The sequence below is a fragment of the Bacillus sp. (in: firmicutes) genome, from assembly GCA_017656295.1.
Classification (GTDB): Bacteria; Bacillota; Bacilli; order Bacillales; family JACDOC01; genus JACDOC01.
Genome location: JACDOC010000007.1, coordinates 124,679 through 145,299, shown reverse-complemented (window position 1 = coordinate 145,299; position 20,621 = coordinate 124,679). Strand labels below are relative to the sequence as shown.

Annotated in this window: 24 protein-coding genes; 23 read left to right on the top strand and 1 reads right to left on the bottom strand. The window is 38.4% G+C overall.

Annotated elements, in window-relative coordinates; genetic code table 11:
- The first annotated feature begins 170 nt into the window (after positions 1–170).
- From folE to H0Z31_08450, 23 genes are all read left to right on the top strand, one after another.
- Entirely contained in the window at positions 171–734 is a 564-nt protein-coding gene (gene folE, locus H0Z31_08560) for a GTP cyclohydrolase I FolE (protein ID MBO8177491.1), read from the top strand.
- A gap of 35 nt (positions 735–769) precedes the next feature.
- Entirely contained in the window at positions 770–994 is a 225-nt protein-coding gene (gene mtrB / locus H0Z31_08555; protein MBO8177490.1) for a trp RNA-binding attenuation protein MtrB, read from the top strand.
- Positions 995–1,224: 230 nt separating this feature from the next.
- Entirely contained in the window at positions 1,225–2,031 is an 807-nt protein-coding gene (locus H0Z31_08550) for a heptaprenyl diphosphate synthase component 1 (GenBank protein MBO8177489.1), read from the top strand.
- Between the two features lie 6 nt (positions 2,032–2,037).
- On the top strand, positions 2,038–2,757 hold the full coding sequence (locus H0Z31_08545) for a demethylmenaquinone methyltransferase (protein ID MBO8177488.1): 720 nt from the start codon (positions 2,038–2,040) through the stop codon (positions 2,755–2,757).
- 14 nt (positions 2,758–2,771) lie between these two features.
- On the top strand, positions 2,772–3,734 hold the full coding sequence (gene hepT / locus H0Z31_08540; GenBank protein ID MBO8177487.1) for a heptaprenyl diphosphate synthase component II: 963 nt from the start codon (positions 2,772–2,774) through the stop codon (positions 3,732–3,734).
- Positions 3,735–3,835: 101 nt separating this feature from the next.
- Positions 3,836–4,282, top strand: coding sequence for a nucleoside-diphosphate kinase (gene ndk / locus H0Z31_08535; protein ID MBO8177486.1), 447 nt, complete (start codon positions 3,836–3,838; stop codon positions 4,280–4,282).
- Between the two features lie 177 nt (positions 4,283–4,459).
- Positions 4,460–5,233 (top strand): protein-glutamate O-methyltransferase CheR, encoded by a 774-nt coding sequence (locus H0Z31_08530; GenBank protein MBO8177485.1) that lies wholly within the window; start codon positions 4,460–4,462, stop codon positions 5,231–5,233.
- A gap of 138 nt (positions 5,234–5,371) precedes the next feature.
- Positions 5,372–6,544: a chorismate synthase gene (gene aroC, locus H0Z31_08525; GenBank protein MBO8177484.1), complete on the top strand. Its 1,173-nt coding sequence runs from the start codon at positions 5,372–5,374 to the stop codon at positions 6,542–6,544.
- A 1-nt stretch (position 6,545) separates the two neighbouring features.
- Entirely contained in the window at positions 6,546–7,640 is a 1,095-nt protein-coding gene (locus tag H0Z31_08520) for a 3-dehydroquinate synthase (protein MBO8177483.1), read from the top strand.
- On the top strand, positions 7,637–8,002 hold the full coding sequence (gene aroH / locus H0Z31_08515; GenBank protein ID MBO8177482.1) for a chorismate mutase: 366 nt from the start codon (positions 7,637–7,639) through the stop codon (positions 8,000–8,002). The genes H0Z31_08520 and aroH overlap by 4 nt, the downstream gene beginning before the upstream one ends.
- A gap of 21 nt (positions 8,003–8,023) precedes the next feature.
- Positions 8,024–9,130 carry a histidinol-phosphate transaminase gene (locus H0Z31_08510; GenBank protein MBO8177481.1) on the top strand — a complete coding sequence of 369 codons (1,107 nt, stop codon included), beginning with the start codon at positions 8,024–8,026 and terminating at the stop codon, positions 9,128–9,130.
- Between the two features lies 1 nt (position 9,131).
- Positions 9,132–10,232: a prephenate dehydrogenase gene (locus H0Z31_08505; protein MBO8177480.1), complete on the top strand. Its 1,101-nt coding sequence runs from the start codon at positions 9,132–9,134 to the stop codon at positions 10,230–10,232.
- A 10-nt stretch (positions 10,233–10,242) separates the two neighbouring features.
- The gene (aroA, locus tag H0Z31_08500; GenBank protein MBO8177479.1) at positions 10,243–11,541 is read left to right on the top strand and encodes a 3-phosphoshikimate 1-carboxyvinyltransferase; all 1,299 of its coding nucleotides are present in this window, start codon (positions 10,243–10,245) and stop codon (positions 11,539–11,541) included.
- 116 nt (positions 11,542–11,657) lie between these two features.
- A complete protein-coding gene (locus H0Z31_08495) occupies positions 11,658–12,533 on the top strand; it encodes a hypothetical protein (GenBank protein ID MBO8177478.1) in 876 nt (291 codons plus the stop codon).
- A gap of 30 nt (positions 12,534–12,563) precedes the next feature.
- Positions 12,564–13,841: a tetratricopeptide repeat protein gene (locus H0Z31_08490; protein MBO8177477.1), complete on the top strand. Its 1,278-nt coding sequence runs from the start codon at positions 12,564–12,566 to the stop codon at positions 13,839–13,841.
- A 24-nt stretch (positions 13,842–13,865) separates the two neighbouring features.
- On the top strand, positions 13,866–14,432 hold the full coding sequence (locus H0Z31_08485; GenBank protein ID MBO8177476.1) for a YpiB family protein: 567 nt from the start codon (positions 13,866–13,868) through the stop codon (positions 14,430–14,432).
- 175 nt (positions 14,433–14,607) lie between these two features.
- Positions 14,608–15,069 carry a YpiF family protein gene (locus H0Z31_08480; GenBank protein MBO8177475.1) on the top strand — a complete coding sequence of 154 codons (462 nt, stop codon included), beginning with the start codon at positions 14,608–14,610 and terminating at the stop codon, positions 15,067–15,069.
- A gap of 152 nt (positions 15,070–15,221) precedes the next feature.
- Positions 15,222–15,728: a ubiquinol-cytochrome c reductase iron-sulfur subunit gene (locus tag H0Z31_08475; GenBank protein MBO8177474.1), complete on the top strand. Its 507-nt coding sequence runs from the start codon at positions 15,222–15,224 to the stop codon at positions 15,726–15,728.
- 13 nt (positions 15,729–15,741) lie between these two features.
- Positions 15,742–16,416 (top strand): menaquinol-cytochrome c reductase cytochrome b subunit, encoded by a 675-nt coding sequence (qcrB, locus tag H0Z31_08470; GenBank protein MBO8177473.1) that lies wholly within the window; start codon positions 15,742–15,744, stop codon positions 16,414–16,416.
- 52 nt (positions 16,417–16,468) lie between these two features.
- On the top strand, positions 16,469–17,236 hold the full coding sequence (locus H0Z31_08465; GenBank protein ID MBO8177472.1) for a c-type cytochrome: 768 nt from the start codon (positions 16,469–16,471) through the stop codon (positions 17,234–17,236).
- A 166-nt stretch (positions 17,237–17,402) separates the two neighbouring features.
- Positions 17,403–17,969, top strand: a complete 567-nt coding sequence (locus H0Z31_08460) for a DUF1405 domain-containing protein (protein ID MBO8177471.1) — start codon at positions 17,403–17,405, stop codon at positions 17,967–17,969.
- Between the two features lie 73 nt (positions 17,970–18,042).
- Positions 18,043–18,840: a sporulation protein YpjB gene (gene ypjB / locus H0Z31_08455; protein ID MBO8177470.1), complete on the top strand. Its 798-nt coding sequence runs from the start codon at positions 18,043–18,045 to the stop codon at positions 18,838–18,840.
- Between the two features lie 74 nt (positions 18,841–18,914).
- Positions 18,915–19,598, top strand: coding sequence for a zinc metallopeptidase (locus tag H0Z31_08450; GenBank protein ID MBO8177469.1), 684 nt, complete (start codon positions 18,915–18,917; stop codon positions 19,596–19,598).
- A 38-nt stretch (positions 19,599–19,636) separates the two neighbouring features.
- On the opposite strand, the gene H0Z31_08445 is transcribed toward H0Z31_08450, so the two are convergent.
- Complete coding sequence (locus H0Z31_08445; protein ID MBO8177468.1) at positions 19,637–20,503, bottom strand: YitT family protein; 867 nt, start codon at positions 20,501–20,503, stop codon at positions 19,637–19,639.
- Positions 20,504–20,621: the final 118 nt, after the last annotated feature.

Genomic DNA, 20,621 nt, shown 5'->3' with positions numbered 1-20,621 from the left:
AAGAGAGTACCCTAAAATAGTGAATCCGCTTTCATTGTTAGGGAGAAAAAAACTGCCCACAAATACTTGACTCAATCTAAACAGTCTTCCTTTTTGCTTGTTTCAAACAGGATATGATAATATTAGAATGTTATTTATTCGATTTTTTGCGTTTAGTAGGAGGAAGACAAATGGCAGAAATAAATCGAGCACAGATTGAAGAGGCGGTTCGTCTTATTTTAGAAGCTATTGGGGAAGATCCACATCGTGAAGGATTACTAGATACACCTAAGCGAGTAGCTAAAATGTACGAAGAAGTTTTCGCAGGATTAAATCAAGATCCAAAAGAGTATTTTGAAACAATATTTAGTGAAGATCACGAAGAAGTTGTGCTTGTTAAAGATATACCGTTCTATTCGATGTGTGAACACCATTTAGTTCCTTTTTTTGGTCGAGCACATGTCGCTTACATTCCTCGTAACGGACGTGTTACAGGCCTAAGTAAGTTAGCACGAGCTGTTGAGGCTGTGGCAAGAAGACCGCAACTTCAAGAACGAATTACGGCAACCGTAGCCGATGCTATAATGGAAAAGCTAGAACCGCATGGTGTCATGGTCGTTGTTGAGGCGGAACATATGTGTATGACGATGCGCGGTGTAAAAAAACCAGGATCAAAAACCGTGACCACAGCTGTTCGTGGAGTTTTTGAAGAAGATCATGTAAAACGTTCAGAAATACTTTCATTTATTAAGTAATAGTACATCTTTTGCAAATGGAGGATGGAGATATCGTGAATGTTCAAAACGATTTTGTGGTGATTAAAGCGATAGAGGATGGGGTCAATGTCATTGGATTAACGCGTGGTTCCGATACTCGCTTTCACCATTCGGAGAAATTAGACAAAGGTGAAGTAATGATTGCTCAATTTACGGAACATACTTCAGCCATCAAAGTACGTGGTAAGGCAAAAATTTTAACAAGCGTTGGCGAAATTGAAAGTGAAACAAAAAAATAGAATGAAATAAGGCTGTTTTCTTTGATGTTTAAGAATTGGAAACAGCCTTTTTTTTTGAAAAATCTTTCCAAAAAAAAGAAAACGAACCCTTTTCGGCAACATAACAAATAAATCATTAATGTAAATGAAATGAACTTTATTGAAAAAATCGCTATTACATAGTGGTTATGGTATAATGAAAGATGCTATTTCGAGTGATTGCGGATTAAATGGGATTAAGGGTGATACGATTGGAACATTTGTTGACCATACTCGCTAATGTAAAAGAACAAGTCGATAAAGAACGGAATCATTCCTATATTAAACGCTTTGTCCGCTTGCCAAAAGTGGACGAAGATAAACAGCTATTTTTGTTAACTATGCTAGAAAAGCAAGTGGAAAATCGAGAAGAATTGGAGCTGATTGGGAAAACGATTGCACTTATTCAAATTGCCCTTGATACCCACGAACAAGTAACCAATGATTACGGTATGCTACGTGAACGGCAATTGACCGTGTTAGCAGGTGATTATTTTAGCGGACTATACTACCATTTATTAGCGAATGCCAACCATGTTAAGATGATTCGCCGTCTCGCTGAATCGATTCAACGTATTAATGATTGGAAGATTCAACTTTATCAAAAAGAATGCTCCTGTTTGGATAAGGGACTCGAATTGATGAAAAATATAGAAGTTGAACTATTAGTACCGTTTCGCCAAAAGGAGCATGATGCCTTATTTCAATTTGCTCGTGAATATTTATTTTTAAAACGATTAAAATCCGAAAAAGAGCGCTTTGTTCAAAAACAAGACTCCGTACTTATGAACTTAATACAAACGTTCACTTTGCCAAATCAAAAAGAAAAAACGCATCTTTTATCAAACGAGCAACGGACGGTACTTTTCAATTGCTTAGAACGATTGATTGATTCCTCATTTACATCCGCTAAACTTTTGTTAAAAGGGAAAGTGAATTCCACTTATTGGAATAATCGGTTATCTCAATTAGCTGATACGTTATATTTACATACGAAATCTTTTGTGGAAGAAGGGTAAATGATGATGCAACAATCCAAAGAAGAACGTGTTCATCATGTGTTTGAAAAAATTTATAAACAATATGATTGGATGAATTCCGTTATTAGCTTTAAACAACATTTGCGTTGGCGAAAAGACACGATGAAGCGGATGAATGTTCAAAAGGGCGCTATAGTGTTGGATTTATGTTGTGGAACAGCTGACTGGACGATTGCCCTAGCCCATGCTGTTGGACCTGAAGGGAAAGTTTTCGGATTAGATTTTAGTCAAAATATGTTGAAAATCGGAAAAGAGAAAGTAGCTCATAAACAATTAACGAACGTGGAACTCATTCACGGAAATGCGATGGAAATTCCATTTGAAGATCATACGTTTGATTATGTGACCATTGGATTTGGGTTGCGTAATGTTCCTGATTATTTACATGTATTAAAAGAAATGTATCGCGTATTAAAACCTGGTGGACTTGCGGTTTGTTTAGAAACTTCACAACCGACAATGATTGGTTACCGGCAATTGTATTATTTATATTTTCGATATATCATGCCAGTTTTCGGAAAAATTTTCGCCAAAAGCTATAAAGAATATTCTTGGCTACAAGAATCAGCACGTGATTTTCCGGGGATGAAGGAATTAGCACAATTATTCGAACAAGCAGGTTTTAGTAACGTCACATACAAACCGTATACTGGCGGAGTGGCTGCTGTCCACTTCGGGATGAAAAAAGAAGATGGAAGTCGTTAAGCTAGGTGGAAATCATGAAATTACAAATGATGTATACTTTTTTAAAACCGGATATTGATCGCATAGAGCAAGAATTAGAAGTCGCCATTCAGGCCGACTCCCCACTCCTTTCCGAGGCTTCCTTACATTTATTACAAGCTGGCGGCAAAAGAATACGCCCCGTTTTTGTCTTGTTAGCAGGAAAGTTTGGAAATTATGACATTGAAGTGATAAAGGATGTCGCCGTGGCCCTTGAGTTGATTCATATGGCATCACTTGTACATGACGATGTTATTGATGATGCAGCCCTCCGTCGTGGGAAGCCGACCATTAAATCAAAGTGGGATAACCGAATTGCGATGTATACAGGGGACTATATTTTCGCCCGATCATTAGAGCGGATGACGAATATCCCTTATCCGCTTGCCCATCAAATTTTGGCTCATACGATTGTCGAAGTTTGTGTAGGCGAAATTGAACAAATCAAAGATAAATACCGATTTAATCAATCAGTACGCGATTATTTACGTCGCATTAAACGAAAGACAGCTCTTTTAATCGCTGTTAGTTGTCAATTAGGAGCCATCGCTGCAGGATGTACCGAAGAGATACATAAAAAAATGTATTGGTTCGGCTATTATGTAGGCATGGCGTTTCAAATTACGGATGACATTTTAGACATTGTCGGCACTGAACAACAATTAGGAAAACCAGCCGGCAGTGATCTATTGCAAGGTAATATTACGTTACCCGTCTTATATGCAATGGAGTCCCCTTTATTACGACAACAAATTGAAAAGGTGCATGAGAAAACATCTAAAGAAGAAATAGGTGCCATCATTGAGCGTATTAAAACTTCAGGGGCGATTGACCGTTCGTATGATGTAAGTCGCATGTATTTAAATAAGGCGCTAAACATTCTTGATCAGTTGCCAGCCAATCGGGCAAAACAAAGTTTTCAAAAAATCGTAAATTATATTGGCAAAAGAAAATATTAAGAATTTTTTAATAGGAACGTTGTCAAATAGGAAAATAGGTGGTACTATGAATTTTGGAATCGGTTACATGACCAATACATAGTTGCTAGGAGTGGGATGACATGGAAAAAACATTTTTAATGGTTAAACCTGATGGGGTTCAACGAGGGTTAATTGGAGAAATCGTTTCTCGTTTGGAGAAAAAAGGTTTCCAACTAGTAGGCGCAAAATTTATGCAAGTTTCAAAAGAGCTTGCGGAACAACATTATGCTGAACATAAAGAGCGTCCATTTTTCGGAGAATTAGTGGATTTCATTACATCTGGCCCTGTGTTTGCCATGGTATGGCAAGGTGAGAATGTCATTGCAACAGCTCGTCAAATGATGGGGTCAACAAATCCAAAAGATGCACAACCAGGTACCATTCGTGGTGACTTTGGTTTAACAGTTGGTAAAAACGTTATTCATGGATCTGATTCTCCAGAAAGTGCTGAGCGTGAAATCGGCTTGTTCTTTAAAGAAGAAGAACTTGTTTCTTATAACAAGTTAATGAACCAATGGATTTACTAAGGAGTGAAGGCTCAATAAAGTAGTAAGGAACTTTTCCTTACTACTTTTTATATTGTCAATATATGTGAGGTAATGAAATTGTGAAATATTAGTAAAAACTTGATATTTTTTTACACGTACGTCCAAATTTCCTTTATACTATGATTTGGTTACTTTTCCTGATGGTGAGGTATGGACATGGTGTATGATTATCAAGAATTTATAAAAAAGTTTAAGAGAAAATCTGGCATCGATTTATCGTTGTATAAAGAAGCTCAAATGAAACGTCGTTTAACCTCTTTTTATGAAAAAAAAGGATTTCGCTCGTTTGCTGATTTATTTCAGGAAATGGAAAACAATCAAGAGTTATTTCACGAATTGTTAGACCGGATGACCATAAACGTTTCCGAATTTTATCGTAATGCCAAACGCTGGGAAGTTTTACAACATAAAATTTTCCCTCGTTTACTTAACGAACGGAAACCGTTAAAAATATGGAGTGCCGCTTGTTCAACTGGAGAGGAACCATATACGATTGCGATGGTATTGTCGAATTACTTACCGTTTTCTCAAATATCAATATTAGCAACCGATATTGATCAAAATGCCTTACAGAAAGCGAAATTAGCTGTCTATCCTGAACGCTCTCTACAAGAAGTACCGCGGGATATGAAAGAGAAATACTTTACAAAAGAAGGAAGTTTTTATCGTCTAGCCCCTGAAATCACTCGGACGGTGACGTTTAAACGACACAATTTGCTTGCTGATCCATACGGTCAAGATTTTGACTTAATCGTTTGTCGAAATGTATTAATCTATTTTACAGAGGATGCGAAAAACGACATCTATCATAAATTTAGCCGTGCGTTACGTTCAGGTGGGGTGCTGTTTGTCGGAAGTACGGAACAAATTTTCAATCCTAGTAATTATCGATTTACAACAGAAGATACGTTTTTTTATCGGAAAGAGTAAAGGACTATCAATATATGATAGTTCTTTTTTATTTTAAAAAAATATTTTTACAAGAACATAAGAAAGTACTAGGAATTTATTTAGTAAATATGGTATATTGATACATAATTCTTTAATGAGTTGAAGGGGGAAAGAATGATGAGGTACTTAACTGCTGGAGAATCACACGGTCCCCAATTAACAACCATCATCGAAGGGGTGCCTGCAGGATTAACGCTAACAGCAGATGATATTAATATAGAGCTTGCGCGACGTCAAAAAGGGTATGGACGAGGTCGGCGGATGCAAATCGAAAAGGATCGTGTTCAGATTTTAGGGGGCGTCCGACATGGAAAAACGCTTGGCTCGCCCATCGCCTTAGTCGTAGAAAATAAAGATTGGAAACATTGGACAAAGATTATGGGAGTCGAACCTTTAGAAGAAGGTGCTGATGATGAAATAAAACGGAAAATTTCCCGTCCACGTCCAGGGCATGCCGATTTAAACGGAGCGATTAAATATGGCCATCAAGATATGCGTAATGTACTCGAACGTTCTTCCGCTCGAGAAACGACTGTTCGTGTAGCAGCTGGGGCGGTAGCGAAAAAGCTATTAAAAGAATTAGGAATTGAAATTGCCTCACAGGTGGTAGAAATAGGTGGAGTGAAAGCTTCGCCTAAACCATATTCATCCATAAAAGAGTTACAAGAAAAAACCGAACAATCACCAGTTCGATGCTTTGATGAGGAAGTAGAACAACAAATGATGGACGCGATTGATGAAGCAAAGAAAAATGGGGATTCGATCGGTGGCATCGTGGAAGTGATTGTGGAAGGAATGCCTCCAGGCGTTGGAAGCTATGTTCACTATGACCGGAAGCTTGATGCGAAAATTGCTGGTGCAATAGTGAGCATTAATGCTTTTAAAGGTGTGGAATTTGGATTAGGTTTTGATATGGCTCGTAAACCAGGAAGTGCCGTCCATGATGAAATTGCTTGGTCTAAAGAAAAAGGGTACTACCGTTTAACGAATCGGTTAGGAGGATTTGAAGGCGGCATGACAACCGGCATGCCAATTGTTGTACGAGGAGTCATGAAACCTATTCCAACCCTTTATAAGCCGTTAAAAAGCGTAGATATTCATACAAAAGAACCGTTTGAAGCGAGTATTGAGCGTTCTGATAGCTGTGCAGTACCATCAGCTGCGGTTGTTGCGGAAGCAGTAGTTGCGTGGGAATTAGCCAACGCATTAGTTGAACAGTTCTACGGGGACCGAATGGATACGTTGAAAAAAACGATTGCCGAACATCGTGCCTTTGCAAAGGAGTTTTAATATGGTCAAAACGATACCAATTGTTACTTCTTCAAAATCGTACAACGTTTACGTCGGACGAGATGCAATTGGAGCATTAAAAGAATATATGAAAAATAAAACAGTATCGAAATGGTTGTTGATCGTAGATGAGCAAGTGGCTGCTTTTCATCCCCAAACCATTCAACAGCTACTCTCTAGTCATGAGCAAGCGATAATGTATAAAGCTCCCGCTGGAGAAAAATCAAAAAGTTTACAAGAGTACGAGAGATGTATTTCTTTTGCGCTAAAACATGGTGTAGATCGTAAATCAGAAATCATAGCCGTTGGCGGGGGCGCCATAGGAGATTTAGCTGGTTTTGTTGCAGCGACATACATGAGAGGAATATCGTTTGTGCAAGTACCAACGACGTTGCTTGCGCATGATAGTTCGGTTGGAGGTAAAGTGGGAATTAATCATATACTTGGCAAAAATATGATTGGATCTTTTTACCAACCGGAAGCGGTGTTTTATGATCTCTCTTTTTTATCAACGTTACCGATGCATGAATGGCGGTCCGGATTTGCGGAAGTCGTTAAACATGCATTAATTGCTGATCCAATGTTTTTTGAGTTTTTAGTCGAAAACGTCAAAACTTTACATAATCTAGGGGATAAAGTACTCGTCCATTTAATTTCGAACGGAATTCGCATCAAAGGAACAATCGTCCAAGAAGACGAAAAAGAACAAGGGGTACGCGCCTTTTTAAATTTTGGACATACACTTGGACATGCGATTGAATCTGCATATGGATACGGTAATATCACACACGGAGAAGCCGTCATGATGGGAATGGTTTACGCGTTATTACTAAGTGAAAAAATGAATAAGCTCAACTTTCCGTTTAAACCATTTCTTTCATGGATTCATACTTTAGGTTATCGCCTTTCTTTTGATCGTAATCTGACATTTTCGGACGTGTGGGAGCGGATGAAAAGAGATAAAAAAGCAAGTCGTCAAACGCCGGTGTTTGTTTTATTACGAGATATCGGTCAGCCAATGATGAAAAGTGTTGATAAACGAATACTTGAGGAAACGTTCGATCAATTCATTCGTTTAGGGGAGGAGATGAAATGATTCGCGGCATCCGAGGAGCGATTACGGCTGATGATAACAGTGAACAATCAATTGTAGAATCGACCTTATCATTATTGAGAGTAATGATTAAAGAAAATGATATTTTGCCAGAAGAAGTAGCTTCCGTTTTCATTTCAGCAACACCTGATTTAAATGCATCATTTCCAGCAAAAGCGTTACGAAGTTTAGAAGGATGGACATTCGTTCCTGTCATGTGTATGCAAGAAATGCCAGTTCCTCATAGTCTTGAAAAATGTATTCGTGTGATGATTCATGTGAATACATCAAAGAAACAAGAAGATATTCATCATGTTTATTTGAAAGGGGCGAAACATTTACGTCCTGATTTGAACCGTACGTAAGGATTAAAGGGGGAAACTGTTTTGAAGTGGAAGGAGCCTATCAAACAACTACAGCCATATCAGCCAGGAAAATCGATTGAAGAAGTAAAGCGAGAATTCGGTATCGAACAAGTGATTAAACTAGCCTCAAATGAAAATCCATTCGGCTGCTCCCCGAAAGTAATAAAATACTTGTTACAACAAGCCAATGATTTAGCGAAATATCCTGATGGATATGCGTATTCGTTAAGGAGCACGTTAGCGAACTATCTTGGTGTTAATATCGAGCAATTAACGTTTGGGAACGGTTCTGATGAAGTGATCTTAATGATTAGTCGAGCGTTATTACGGCCTGGGATAAATACCGTCATGGCTACACCGACGTTCCCTCAATACAAACATAATGCTCGAATTGAAGGGGCAGAAGTTAGAGAAGTTCCGTTAGTTAACGGCGAGCACGATTTATCATCTATGTTACAAGTCATTGATGACCAAACAGCGGTTGTTTGGCTCTGTAGTCCGAATAATCCAACAGGTTGCTACATTCCGGAAAAAGAACTCAAGACCTTTTTATCAGCAGTTCCTAAAGACGTACTTGTTGTATTAGATGAAGCTTATTATGAGTACGTTGTCGCTGATGATTATTATGATGCGATTTCTCTGCTTGAAAGATATCCCAATTTACTTGTGTTACGCACGTTTTCCAAAATCTACGGTCTCGCTTCTTTCCGAGTCGGTTATGGAGTGGGTGACCCGTTCGTCATCAAGCGTCTTGAAGCGGTTAGAGAACCGTTTAATACAAACACATTAGGTCAACTAGCTGCCCAAATGGCGCTCGAAGACCAAACCTTTATACAAGATTGTCGAATGCGAAATCGCCAAGGACTCGAACAATATTATAAGTTTTGTCAAAAACACGGATTATTTTATTTCCCTTCTCAAACGAACTTTATTTTGATTGACTTTCGAAGGGATGGAGACGACGTTTTTCGTTATTTATTAACAAAAGGTTTTATCGTGCGCTCAGGTAAAGCTCTCGGATTCCCGACCTGTGTTCGGATTACAATTGGAACATATGAACAAAATGTTCAATTAATCGAACAACTCGAACGTTTTATTCAAGAACAACAGGTCAAAGGAGAGGAATGATATGGGGGGAAAGGTACTTGTTATTGGCCTGGGGTTGATTGGGGGTTCGCTTGCTCTTTGTATTAAAAAAGCTCACCCCCACGCACACATTATTGGCTATGATGTGGACAAGAAACAATTACAGTTGGGTCTATCGCTCGGAGTAATTGATGAAGCAGCAGAAGATTGGAAAAATGAAGTGGTAAAGGCCGATTTAATCATATTATCCACTCCAGTCATTCAAACGGAACGTCTATTACATGAACTTTCACAACTTCCCTTAAAAAATGGAGTGATTGTAACAGATACCGGAAGTACGAAGGGCCGCATCATGGAACAAGCGACACAATTGCATGAAAAGGGTATTACTTTTATTGGTGGACATCCAATGGCTGGCTCACATAAAAGTGGTGTAATCGCAGCAAAAGATATATTATTTGAAAATGCTTTTTATTTGTTAACACCTTTTGATGGTGCTGATGAAGATGTGAAGCGTTTAAAAACTTGGCTGAAAGAAACGAAGGCAAAATTTGTTCAAGTAAAACCGGATGAGCACGATATGATGACTGGAGTCATCAGTCATTTTCCTCATATTATTGCGGCATCGCTTGTGCACCAAGCTGAAAAGTTTGGTGGCGAATTTCCGCTATTATCACGGCTTGCTGCTGGTGGATTTCGTGATATTACCCGAATCGCTTCTTCTGACCCACGCATGTGGAAAGAAATTACCATACATAATAAAGAAGTGATGCAGCAGTTATTACGATATTGGAAGCGTGAAATGGAACACATTGACCGTATGCTTGAGCAAGAAGATAGTGAGAATATTTATGCGTACTTTCAAAAAGCTAAAACATTTCGTGACGATTTGCCAGCATTTCAACAAGGAGCCATTCCTTCGTTTTATGACCTATACGTAGATGTACCCGATTATCCAGGAGTAATCTCTGAAATTACTGGTTACTTAGCAGATGAACAAATTAGTATTACGAATATTCGCATTATGGAAACAAGAGAAGATATTTATGGCATCCTTGTCATTAGTTTCCAAAACGATCAAGATCGTAAACGTGCGGAGCAATGCATTAAACGACATACCGATTACGAAGTCTTTTTAGCATAGGGGGAGTACAATGGACACATTATCGCTCAAACCACAAAGTCGTCCTTTAAGAGGAACGGTCCAAGTGCCTGGGGATAAATCCATTTCCCATCGGGCGGTTATGTTCGGGGCCATCGCCAATGGGACGACCACCATCGAAAACTTTTTAACTGGAGATGATTGTTTAAGTACGATTTCTTGTTTCCGACGCTTAGGAGTTCATATTGAACAGCATGGAACGACTGTGACCGTACATGGGAAGGGCTGGGACGGTTTAACAGAACCAAAAGACATTTTAAATGTCGGAAATTCAGGAACCACGGCACGCCTTATGCTCGGAATTTTAGCTGGTCGCCCGTTTCATTCTGTCCTCATAGGTGATGAATCCATTGCGAAACGACCGATGTCTCGGGTAACAAAACCTTTACAATTAATGGGGGCCATCATTGACGGACGTCAAAATGGAGAATTTACTCCGTTGTCCGTACGAGGAGCACAGCTAAATGCCATTCGATACGAATTACCTGTTGCGAGCGCGCAAGTAAAGTCGGCTATTTTATTAGCTGGTTTACAAAGTGAAGGGACGACCGAGATTCTTGAACCTGCTCCAAGTCGAGACCATACTGAAAGAATGATTCGGCAATTTTCAGGCGAAATTGAAAAACATGGAAATGTTATTCGATTGAATGGAAAACAAACATTAAAAGCAACGAATATTGTTGTACCAGGGGATATCTCTTCAGCAGCGTTTTTCCTCGTAGCGGGCGCTATTGTCCCAGGAAGTGAAATTATCTTACCAAATGTTGGACTCAATCCGACAAGAACAGGCATTATTGATGTAATGAAACAAATGGGGGCAGATATTACGATTGTAGACGAAAGCTATGATTCCACAGAACCAGTTGGAACAATTATCATTCGCTCTTCAAAATTGAAAGGAATTGAAATTGGAGGGGAGATGATTCCACGATTAATTGATGAACTTCCAATTATTGCACTACTTGCTACTCAAGCCGAAGGAAAGACCATTATTCGAAATGCAGAAGAATTAAAGGTGAAAGAAACAAACAGAATTGATGCCGTTTGTCATGAGCTACAACAATTAGGTGCTGATATTCAACCGACCGAGGATGGAATGATCATTCATGGAAAATGTACTTTAACAGGGGGAAACGTCCGTTCTTATGGGGACCATCGTATCGGTATGATGTTAGCAATTGCCTCCCTTATATGTCAATCAGAAGTAACCATTGATGGAGTCCATGCCGTCTCTGTTTCTTATCCAACCTTTTTTGAAGATTTAAAAATATTAGGGATGAATAAAGATTAAACAAATATAAGTTATGTATTTGTGTAAGCGGGTGAGTTTTGTCACCCGCTTTTTGTCATTTTTTTTTTCATCTGTTCATAGCTTGTCAATAACAAATGAGCATAGGAGATGGTTAGATGAAATATATCATTGAAGGAGGCACCATGTGGACGAATACTAAACGAAAGGAAATGGAATTATTAGTAGAAGACGGGAAAATCCGTGGTATTCGCCCAACTTATTCTCGCTACCAATACATGCGCATGAACATTTCTCCGTTTATCATTGCACCGACTCACGTGATGATGGATGATGCACCAATTGATGACTGGTCGAATTCTCAATTAAAAGAACATTTTATTCACCACTTTTTATCAAAAGGCTGTACAACCGTACTTTCCGTCATTCCCATTCGGTATGAAAAAGATTTGTCCAAACAACTAAACTTTCGAAGAACGTCATTATTTAATTCACCTATTGACTTCCTAATCTGTCCTCTAGTGCCACCAAAAGTTTTAACCCCTTCCTTTGTGAGAACGTGTAAAAAATTACTTATTCCGGCTATTTTGGTTCAACTCGATGAAGATGGAGCATGGGAAGACTGTCCTTGGGGATGGATTAAAGAAGCAATCTTCCCATATCTATTGGTGTTAATTCCTTATCTTCCATCGTCAATAAACGACAAACAACGAAAAAAAATACTAAAAAGATGGGAAACGGTGTTGAAAAACGAAAAAATAACTCATTATACTCAACAGATAGTTCCGTATACACCTATCGAAGAACGAATTTTGAAAAAAATTGGCGTGTTTCCTCTTAGAGGAAATTTAATGGTTGGTGGAGAAATAATTTATAACCTGTATAATCAAACAACACTTAATGATTCGGTCCCAACAGACGACCCCTTGCTAACCGTTTTTAAAGGACAAATAATAAAAATATATGATAAAATCGAATATCGGCCTGGTTTTGGAACTGAGTTAAAAATTAAACGACCACTATATTTCCAATAGAAAATGAAAGAAATAGAAAGGGAATGCCTAATGAATACGCCACAACAAATGTTGCAACATTTACAGGTAGGAGACTTAGACAATGCAAAGAAAACGTTCCAAAAGATTCTTAAAAATGGAAGTGATGAAGAACAATTTCAATTGGCAGAAGAACTATACCATCTTGGCTTTTTAGAAGAGACAAAACAATTATATGAACAATTGCTAACAAAATATCCGGATGAAGGGGAATTAAAAGTCTTATTAGCGGAAACGCTTGTGGACATGGATCAAGAAGATGCCGCTTTAGAACAATTAGAACAAATCCCTGAGAACGATCCAGTATATCCACGTGCCCTCGTCCTTTTAGCGGATTTGTACCAATCGCAAGGGCTTTTTGAAGTAAGTGAACAAAAATTACTCCGAGCACAACAACTTCTTCCGAATGAGCCAGTCATTCAATTTGCTTTAGCCGAATTATATGCCTCCCAAGGGAGACATTTAGAAGCAATCCGACATTACGAACAATTATTAGAAACAGGCGAAACAGAAATTGCTGGAACATCGATTCATCATCGTTTAGCCGATACGTTAAGTGCAGGTGGAGCGTTTGAAGAAGCTCTTCCATACTATGAAAAAGCATTAGATGAACGATTAGAAATTAATACATTATTCGGATATGCTTTTACTGCCTATCAAGCGGGTTATTATAAGCTGGCGATTGAAAAATTTACCGAATTAAAAGAATTAGACCCTGAATATCATTCGTTGTACCTTTACTTAGCAAAGGCATACGAACACGAAGAACTACTTGAAAAAAGTGTGAAAACCATCGAAGAAGGGTTAAAATTTAATGAATTTAACAAAGAATTGCTTGCGTTTGGTGGAAAAATAGCGATGAAACTAAACAATTTAGAAAAAGCAGAACACTTTTTTCGACAAGCGTTAGTAATTGACCCATCTTATTTGGAAGCTGCCCTTCAATTAAATCGTTTATTACTTCATCAAGAGCGTTACGAAGAGGTCATTGAGCTAGTGGAAATGGTTGAAAAAGAAGGTGAGCACGACCCTCAATTGGATTGGGACATGGCGGTATCTCTCCAAGAGGTAGAACAGTATGAGCAGGCATTAAAACGTTACCAACAAGCATATACTTTCTTTAAGAATCATCCAGAATTTTTAAACGATTTTGGACAATTCCTGCTTGAAGAAGGAATGTTAAAAGAAGCTTATACTATTTATCAGCAATTATTACAACAAGACCCTACGAATGAAGAATATATCATGCTTGTCGAACGCCTTCAGGAAGATACCCGTATGTTAGAATGATGAATAATACAGAGGAGGGAGAAGATGAACACCCCTGTATCTGTCAATGAGAAAAAAGAATTTATTCGATGGTTTTTAAATCACTACCAATTAAAACGAAGAGAATGTGTTTGGATTTTAAATTATTTAATGAGTCATGACCAACTGATGGAGAAAGTTCATTTTGTAGAAGATGCCCAGTATTGTCCACGCGGGTTAATCATGTCTACTCATTGTGTCGATGATGCTCCGTTTCGTTTTTACAAAGAAAATGTCATGACCACGGATGCTGAAAAATCCTTCCACGATATTCGTTTAAACAAGGATGAAAACATTTATATTCAGTTAAACTTTCGCTCTGCTCGTACATCTCATCAATATGCAGCCGTATTAGAAGAAAATCCGTACGTTCCGAAAAACATCCATATTACAGAAGAAGATCGTATACTAGCGGAACAATTTTTAAAGATGTGCATTAAAGATTTTCAAAAAAACCGGTTATTGAAAGAAATTGATCAAGCATTAGACCAAAAAGATGAGCACCGCTTTCAAGAACTTGTTCAACAATTAAATCGGTTACAACCGAAACGAAGTGAGAAAAATCATTCGTAAGAGCCTGTTGCAGAACGTCAGGCTCTTTTTATATGGCATAAAAGAATGAATCAGAAACAGTACATAAACTCTTGCCTTCCGGTGAAGGATAAGACAAAGGAGAGGAAAAAATCCCTTTTTTCTTTAGAATGTGGTATTCTAGGTAACGAAACATAAAGGCAGAGGAGAAATTAGGATGAATTGGAATGGAAAAGATGTAGAAACTTATTTTAAAGAAAAACAATTTGTTGACACAGCCATCATCCCTCTTCTTCCACTTCGTTTCGATGAAGGAGGAATGAAACAAGCTGCACAACAAGGAGAATTTATTCAATTATTATCTACATATTTAGAAAAACAATTTAAGGGGAGATTGTTTCTTTTTCCTCCGTTTAGTTACCTCGAGCAGGAAAAAGAAAAAGGAGAACGTCTCCGTAAATGGGAAGAACAATGTAAACAACAGGGTTTTGTGCATGTATTTTATCTAACTTCAGACCCTGAATGGAAAACGTATGAAGATTTATTACAGGGAACAGTGCTATGGGTTCCTTCCGTACCACTTGAGCATGTTGACCGGCAATTTAAACATTCGCTGATGAACGACCAAGTGAAACAGTTGATTCAACTTATCGTTCATAAGTGGCAACATCAACCATAATTTTTCAGAAAATCGTCACATTGTTGACACGTTTTGTTCTCCGTGGTTATTGACCTTGTCAAAAGATTGATATATCATGAGTATGTCCTAGTTTTGTATATGTGCGAATACTTTGTCCGTAGGACTGACCTTAAGATAGAGGGGGGAAAAGGATGAGCAAACATCGTGTATCACGTCGTCAATTCCTTAACTATACGCTTACAGGAGTAGGCGGATTTATGGCAGCAGGAATGTTGATGCCAATGGTTCGTTTTGCGGTGGATCCTGTATTACAACCAAAGGGTGCAGGTGATTTTCATCCAACTAAATTGAAAGTGGATGAAATTACGAACGAACCTCAACGTGTAGACTTCTCATACGAGCAAAAAGATGCATGGTATGTTTCAGAAGTTACGAACACAGCTTGGGTATATAAAAATGAAAAAGGGGAAATCGTTGCCCTCTCTCCAATTTGTAAACACCTTGGCTGTACAGTAAACTGGAACGGAGATCAAAAACATCAAAACATGTTCTACTGTCCTTGTCATAACGGGCTTTATGAGAAGAATGGTAAGAACGTACCTGGTACACCTCCAACCGCTCCGTTGGATGCATACCCAACAAAAGTGGTGGATGGTTACCTTTATTTAGGTAAACCAAAGGCAAATCCATTTGTGTAAGGAGGCGTAATAATTGTTAAACAAACTGTATGATTGGGTTGACGAGCGTTTAGATATTACGCCTTTATGGCGCGATATTGCCGATCACGAAGTGCCTGAGCACGTAAACCCAGCGCACCATTTTTCGGCGTTTGTTTACTGCTTTGGTGGATTAACGTTTTTTGTAACGGTTATCCAAATCTTGTCTGGTATGTTTTTAACTATGTATTATGTACCAGATATTGAAAACGCTTGGAAATCTGTTTATTACCTACAGAACGAAGTAGCTTTTGGACAAATCGTTCGTGGAATGCACCACTGGGGTGCGAGTCTCGTTATCGTAATGATGTTTTTACATACGTTACGTGTATTTTTCCAAGGTGCGTACAAAAAGCCACGTGAACTAAACTGGATTGTTGGGGTTCTTATTTTCTTTGTTATGTTAGGTTTAGGTTTCACAGGATACTTATTACCTTGGGATATGAAAGCGCTATTCGCAACGAAAGTTGGTCTTGAAATTGCTGGCGCTGTTCCATTTATCGGCGATGAAATTAAGACATTATTAGCAGGTCACCCAGAAATCGTTGGTGCCCAAACATTAGCACGTTTCTTTGCGATTCACGTCTTTTTCTTACCAGCAGCTTTATTAGGCTTAATGGGTGCCCACTTCTTAATGATTCGTAAACAAGGAATTTCAGGTCCACTGTAAAATTGAGTACGTTCGGATAATTTTGTAGTTTAATTTGAAGGAGGGGGACGCTATGCATCGCGGTAAAGGCATGAAGTTCGTTGGGGACTCTCGCGTCTCTGCTGAACGAAAGCCAAATATTCCGAAAGATTACTCGGAATATCCAGGTAAAACGGAAGCGTTTTGGCCAAACTTCTTATTAAAAGAATGGCTTGTCGGTTCCGTGTTTTTAATCGGTTATTTATGTTTAACGGTCGCCCACCCGTCTCCGCTTGAGCGTGTGGCGGATCCGACTGATACAGGATACATTCCGTTACCAGACTGGTACTTCTTATTCCTTTATCAATTACTGAAGTATACGTACGCTTCTGGTCCATACAACGTGATTGGTGCGATTGTTATTCCTGGTATCGCCTTTGGTGCCCTGCTATTAGCACCGTTCATTGATAAAGGGCCACATCGTCGTCCGACGAAACGTCCATTTGCAACAGGTTTTATGTTACTGGCAGTTGCAGCAACCATTTATCTTACTTGGGAGTCTGCTGTTGCAGTTGACTGGGAAGCACGCGAAGCACAAGGTAAAATTGTTGCTGAAGTAGAAATTGATAAAGAAGCAGAAGGCTACAAAATTTATCAAGAAAATGGATGTATCAACTGTCACGGAGATAATTTACAAGGTGGAGCTGCTCCTGCACTAGTTGACACAGGATTAACACCTGAAGAAGTGGCTGACATCGCTGTGAACGGTAAAGCGCCAGGCATGCCAGCTGGACTATTTAAAGGTACAGACGAAGATCTTCAAAAATTAGCAGAGTTTATCTCCGGTTTAAAAGCTGAATAAGGTGATATGTTAAGGGCTGTCCAATTTCGGGTGGCCCTTTTTTATCGTCAATTCATTGAATTACGACTAAGATGTTGTAAGGTAATCTACTAATTATGCTACAATTTGGATGTAATAAAAGATAAAGGAAGGAAGATAAGGATTGGTATTTTGGCGAAACTTATTAATGAACCGGCTCGTCTTATGGGCACTATTATTGATTAATATTGGGGGTACGATATACGGATATGTATGGTACGGCTCTCAATTAAGTGAAACACCGCCTCATTTTTTACCATTTGTTCCTGATAGCCCTACAGCCAGCTTATTTTTTGTCATTGTATTAATAGGTTTTTTGTTGAGAACAAATATCCCTTATATAGAAGCTCTCGCGTTATTAACATTGTTTAAATATGGGGTCTGGGCAGTTGTGATGAACATTCTCACCCTTCAAGTAACAGGATATTTACCATGGCAAGGGTATTTGTTAATAGTGTCACACCTAGCGATGGCTATTCAAGGTATCTTATATTCGCCTTTTTTACAAGTGAAACTGCGCCATATTATTGTCGCAAGTATTTGGACGTTACATAACGATGTGATTGATTATGTGTTCGCTCAATATCCTCGCTACTCCCAATTACATATGTATGTCCAAGAGATTGGATACTTTACGTTTTGGCTAAGCATTTTTTCGATCGGTTTAACTTACTTTTTAACGGTTCATCGTTACAGTTTGGTGAAAAACGATTAAATTTCATCGGAAGAAAGTTCTATACTTGTCCACCCTATCATACATATTACTAGTAGTTTGAGGGGGGACAAGGATGAAGAAGGTTACTATAATAGTAATTTTGTGGTTTCTATTGACCGGGATTACTTGGTTTTCACATACTACATTGGCTGAATCAAATGAATCGTTAGGACAACTTGACGAGATCGCTGACGAAGCATTAGCTTTAACGAAACTAGGAAAATATGAAGAGGCCAAACGGTTGCTTGAATATTTTTCAAATAAATTTACAACTGTAACAATCCAAGAGCGATTGTTTTCTATGGATGAGTTACGGATTTTAACAGCGACTCATAACCAAGCGCTTTCGGCCTTAACAAACATGTCACTAACGCCAGAAGAGCGCTTGAATAAAGTAACAACATTCCGACTCGTTATGGATGCACTCGTTACTCAATACCAACCGTTATGGACGGAAATGGAAGATTCGATTATGACCGCCTTTCAACAAGTAGAACAAGCGGCTCAAGAAGGAGATTCCTTATTGTATCATCAACATTTAAATTCTTTTTTATCGAAATATAGTGTCATTCAACCGAGTTTAAAAGTAGATATTCCTGTCCAAACCGTACAAAAATTGGATGCCCAAATTGCATTTATCGACCGTTATCGTACAGAAGTTCTTACTGATAGAGATTCACACAATCAATTAACGAATTTACGTAACGATTTACAGTATTTATTTAACAATACGACAGAAGATGAAGCCGATCCATCCTTATGGTGGGTCATTATCTCTACTGGTAGTATTATCATAGTTACATTATCTTACGTCGGTTGGAGAAAATATAAAGGAAATGAACAGAAAAAGAAACAAGAGCAAAATGATTGACTTTCTTTTTATAGAATGAGTAAAATGTTCTTGAAAAGAAGAACATTGATAAATGATGGAGGTAATGGCATAAGATGAGCGGATTTCTTATTTATTTCTTGCTCATTCTAATCGTTCCCCTATGGGCGTCATTCCGTGTGAAAAGGACGTACAATAAATATTCCAATGTACCCACTTCATCACGAATGACTGGAGCAGAAGTAGCGAGAAAAATTTTAGATGATAACGGATTATACCATATCAAAGTAGTGGAAACACATGGATTTTTAAGTGACCATTACAACCCACTTACAAAAACGGTACATCTGTCTCCAGCAAACTACCATGGATACTCAGTTGCTGGAGCTGCGGTGGCAGCACACGAAGTTGGACATGCACTTCAAGATGCTCAAGGGTATGCATTTCTACGTTTTCGCCATGCGCTAGTTCCGGTTGTCAATATTAGTTCAAATTTTTCGTGGATTCTCATTTTCATTGGAATTATCGCACAGCTTTCAGGATTTTTGTTACTCGGGATTTTAATGATGGCGGCTGCTGTTCTATTCCAAGTCGTTACACTACCAGTGGAATTTAACGCATCTTCTCGTGCAATGGATCAAGTTGTTTCACTAGGTATTATTCGAAACGAAGAGGAGCGTCATGCTCGGAAGGTATTAAATGCAGCCGCGTTAACTTATGTAGCTGCAGCTGCAGTAGCATTACTTGAATTACTCCGATACGTATTAATCTTTACTGGTATGCAAGGTGATGAAGAATAATGAAAAAGGTGTCTCAAATACTGAGACACCTTTTTCATTTATTCTATCGGGTTTTTGTTTTCATCTAACGTAAACCCTTCGCCTAATACGTCATGAACAACCGTAACAGAAACAAATGCATGGGGGTCAACAGAAGTAATAATATTTTTTAAGCGAACGATTTCATTTTTGCCGACAACACAATATAACACTTCACGAGGTTGTTTCGTAAACGATCCATATCCTTTTAATACGGTGACGCCTCGATCCATCTGCTCTAAAATCGTATCAGCTATTTTCTCGTGCTTTTCAGAAATGATCATCGCACCCCTTGCTGCATAAGCACCTTCTTGCATAAAATCAATGACACGAGCCCCGACAAAAACAGCTACTAACGTGTACATCGCTTCCCGATAGTCTAAATATGTAATTAACGATAACGTAATAACAACGGCATCGAATAAAAACATCGTTTTTCCCATACTCCAGCCAAGATATTTAAAGGCCAATCGGGCAATAATATCAACACCGCCTGTCGTTCCACCAAACCGAAAAATAATTCCTAATCCAATTCCAATGGATACACCCGCAAAAAGAGCAGCTAAAAATAAATCTCCTTCAAGTGGAATGTTTAATTGCAAACGTTGAAACACCCATAAAAAAATCGAAACAGCCAATGTTCCGATTAGCGTATAAAAAAACGCGTTTCTCCCTAATAATCGCCAACCAATGAAAAAGAGTGGAATGTTTAACGCTAAATTAGTATAGGAAGGGTCAATTCCAAAAATAAAATAAAGCAATAACGTAATACCCGTAAATCCACCTTCGGCTAAATTATTTTGCATATTAAAATGAACGATGCCAAAAGAAAAAATAGCTGAACCTATTAAAATAAATAAAGTATTTTTCCAACGTAATCCGAACATCTGTCTTCCCCCCCGTGAATAAAATTGTGTATCATCGGAATTCCTATTATAGCTAAAGCTTGATGATCAAGCAATATTTGGATGCTCTCCATTATGTAAAGAAAAATTATTTGTAAAA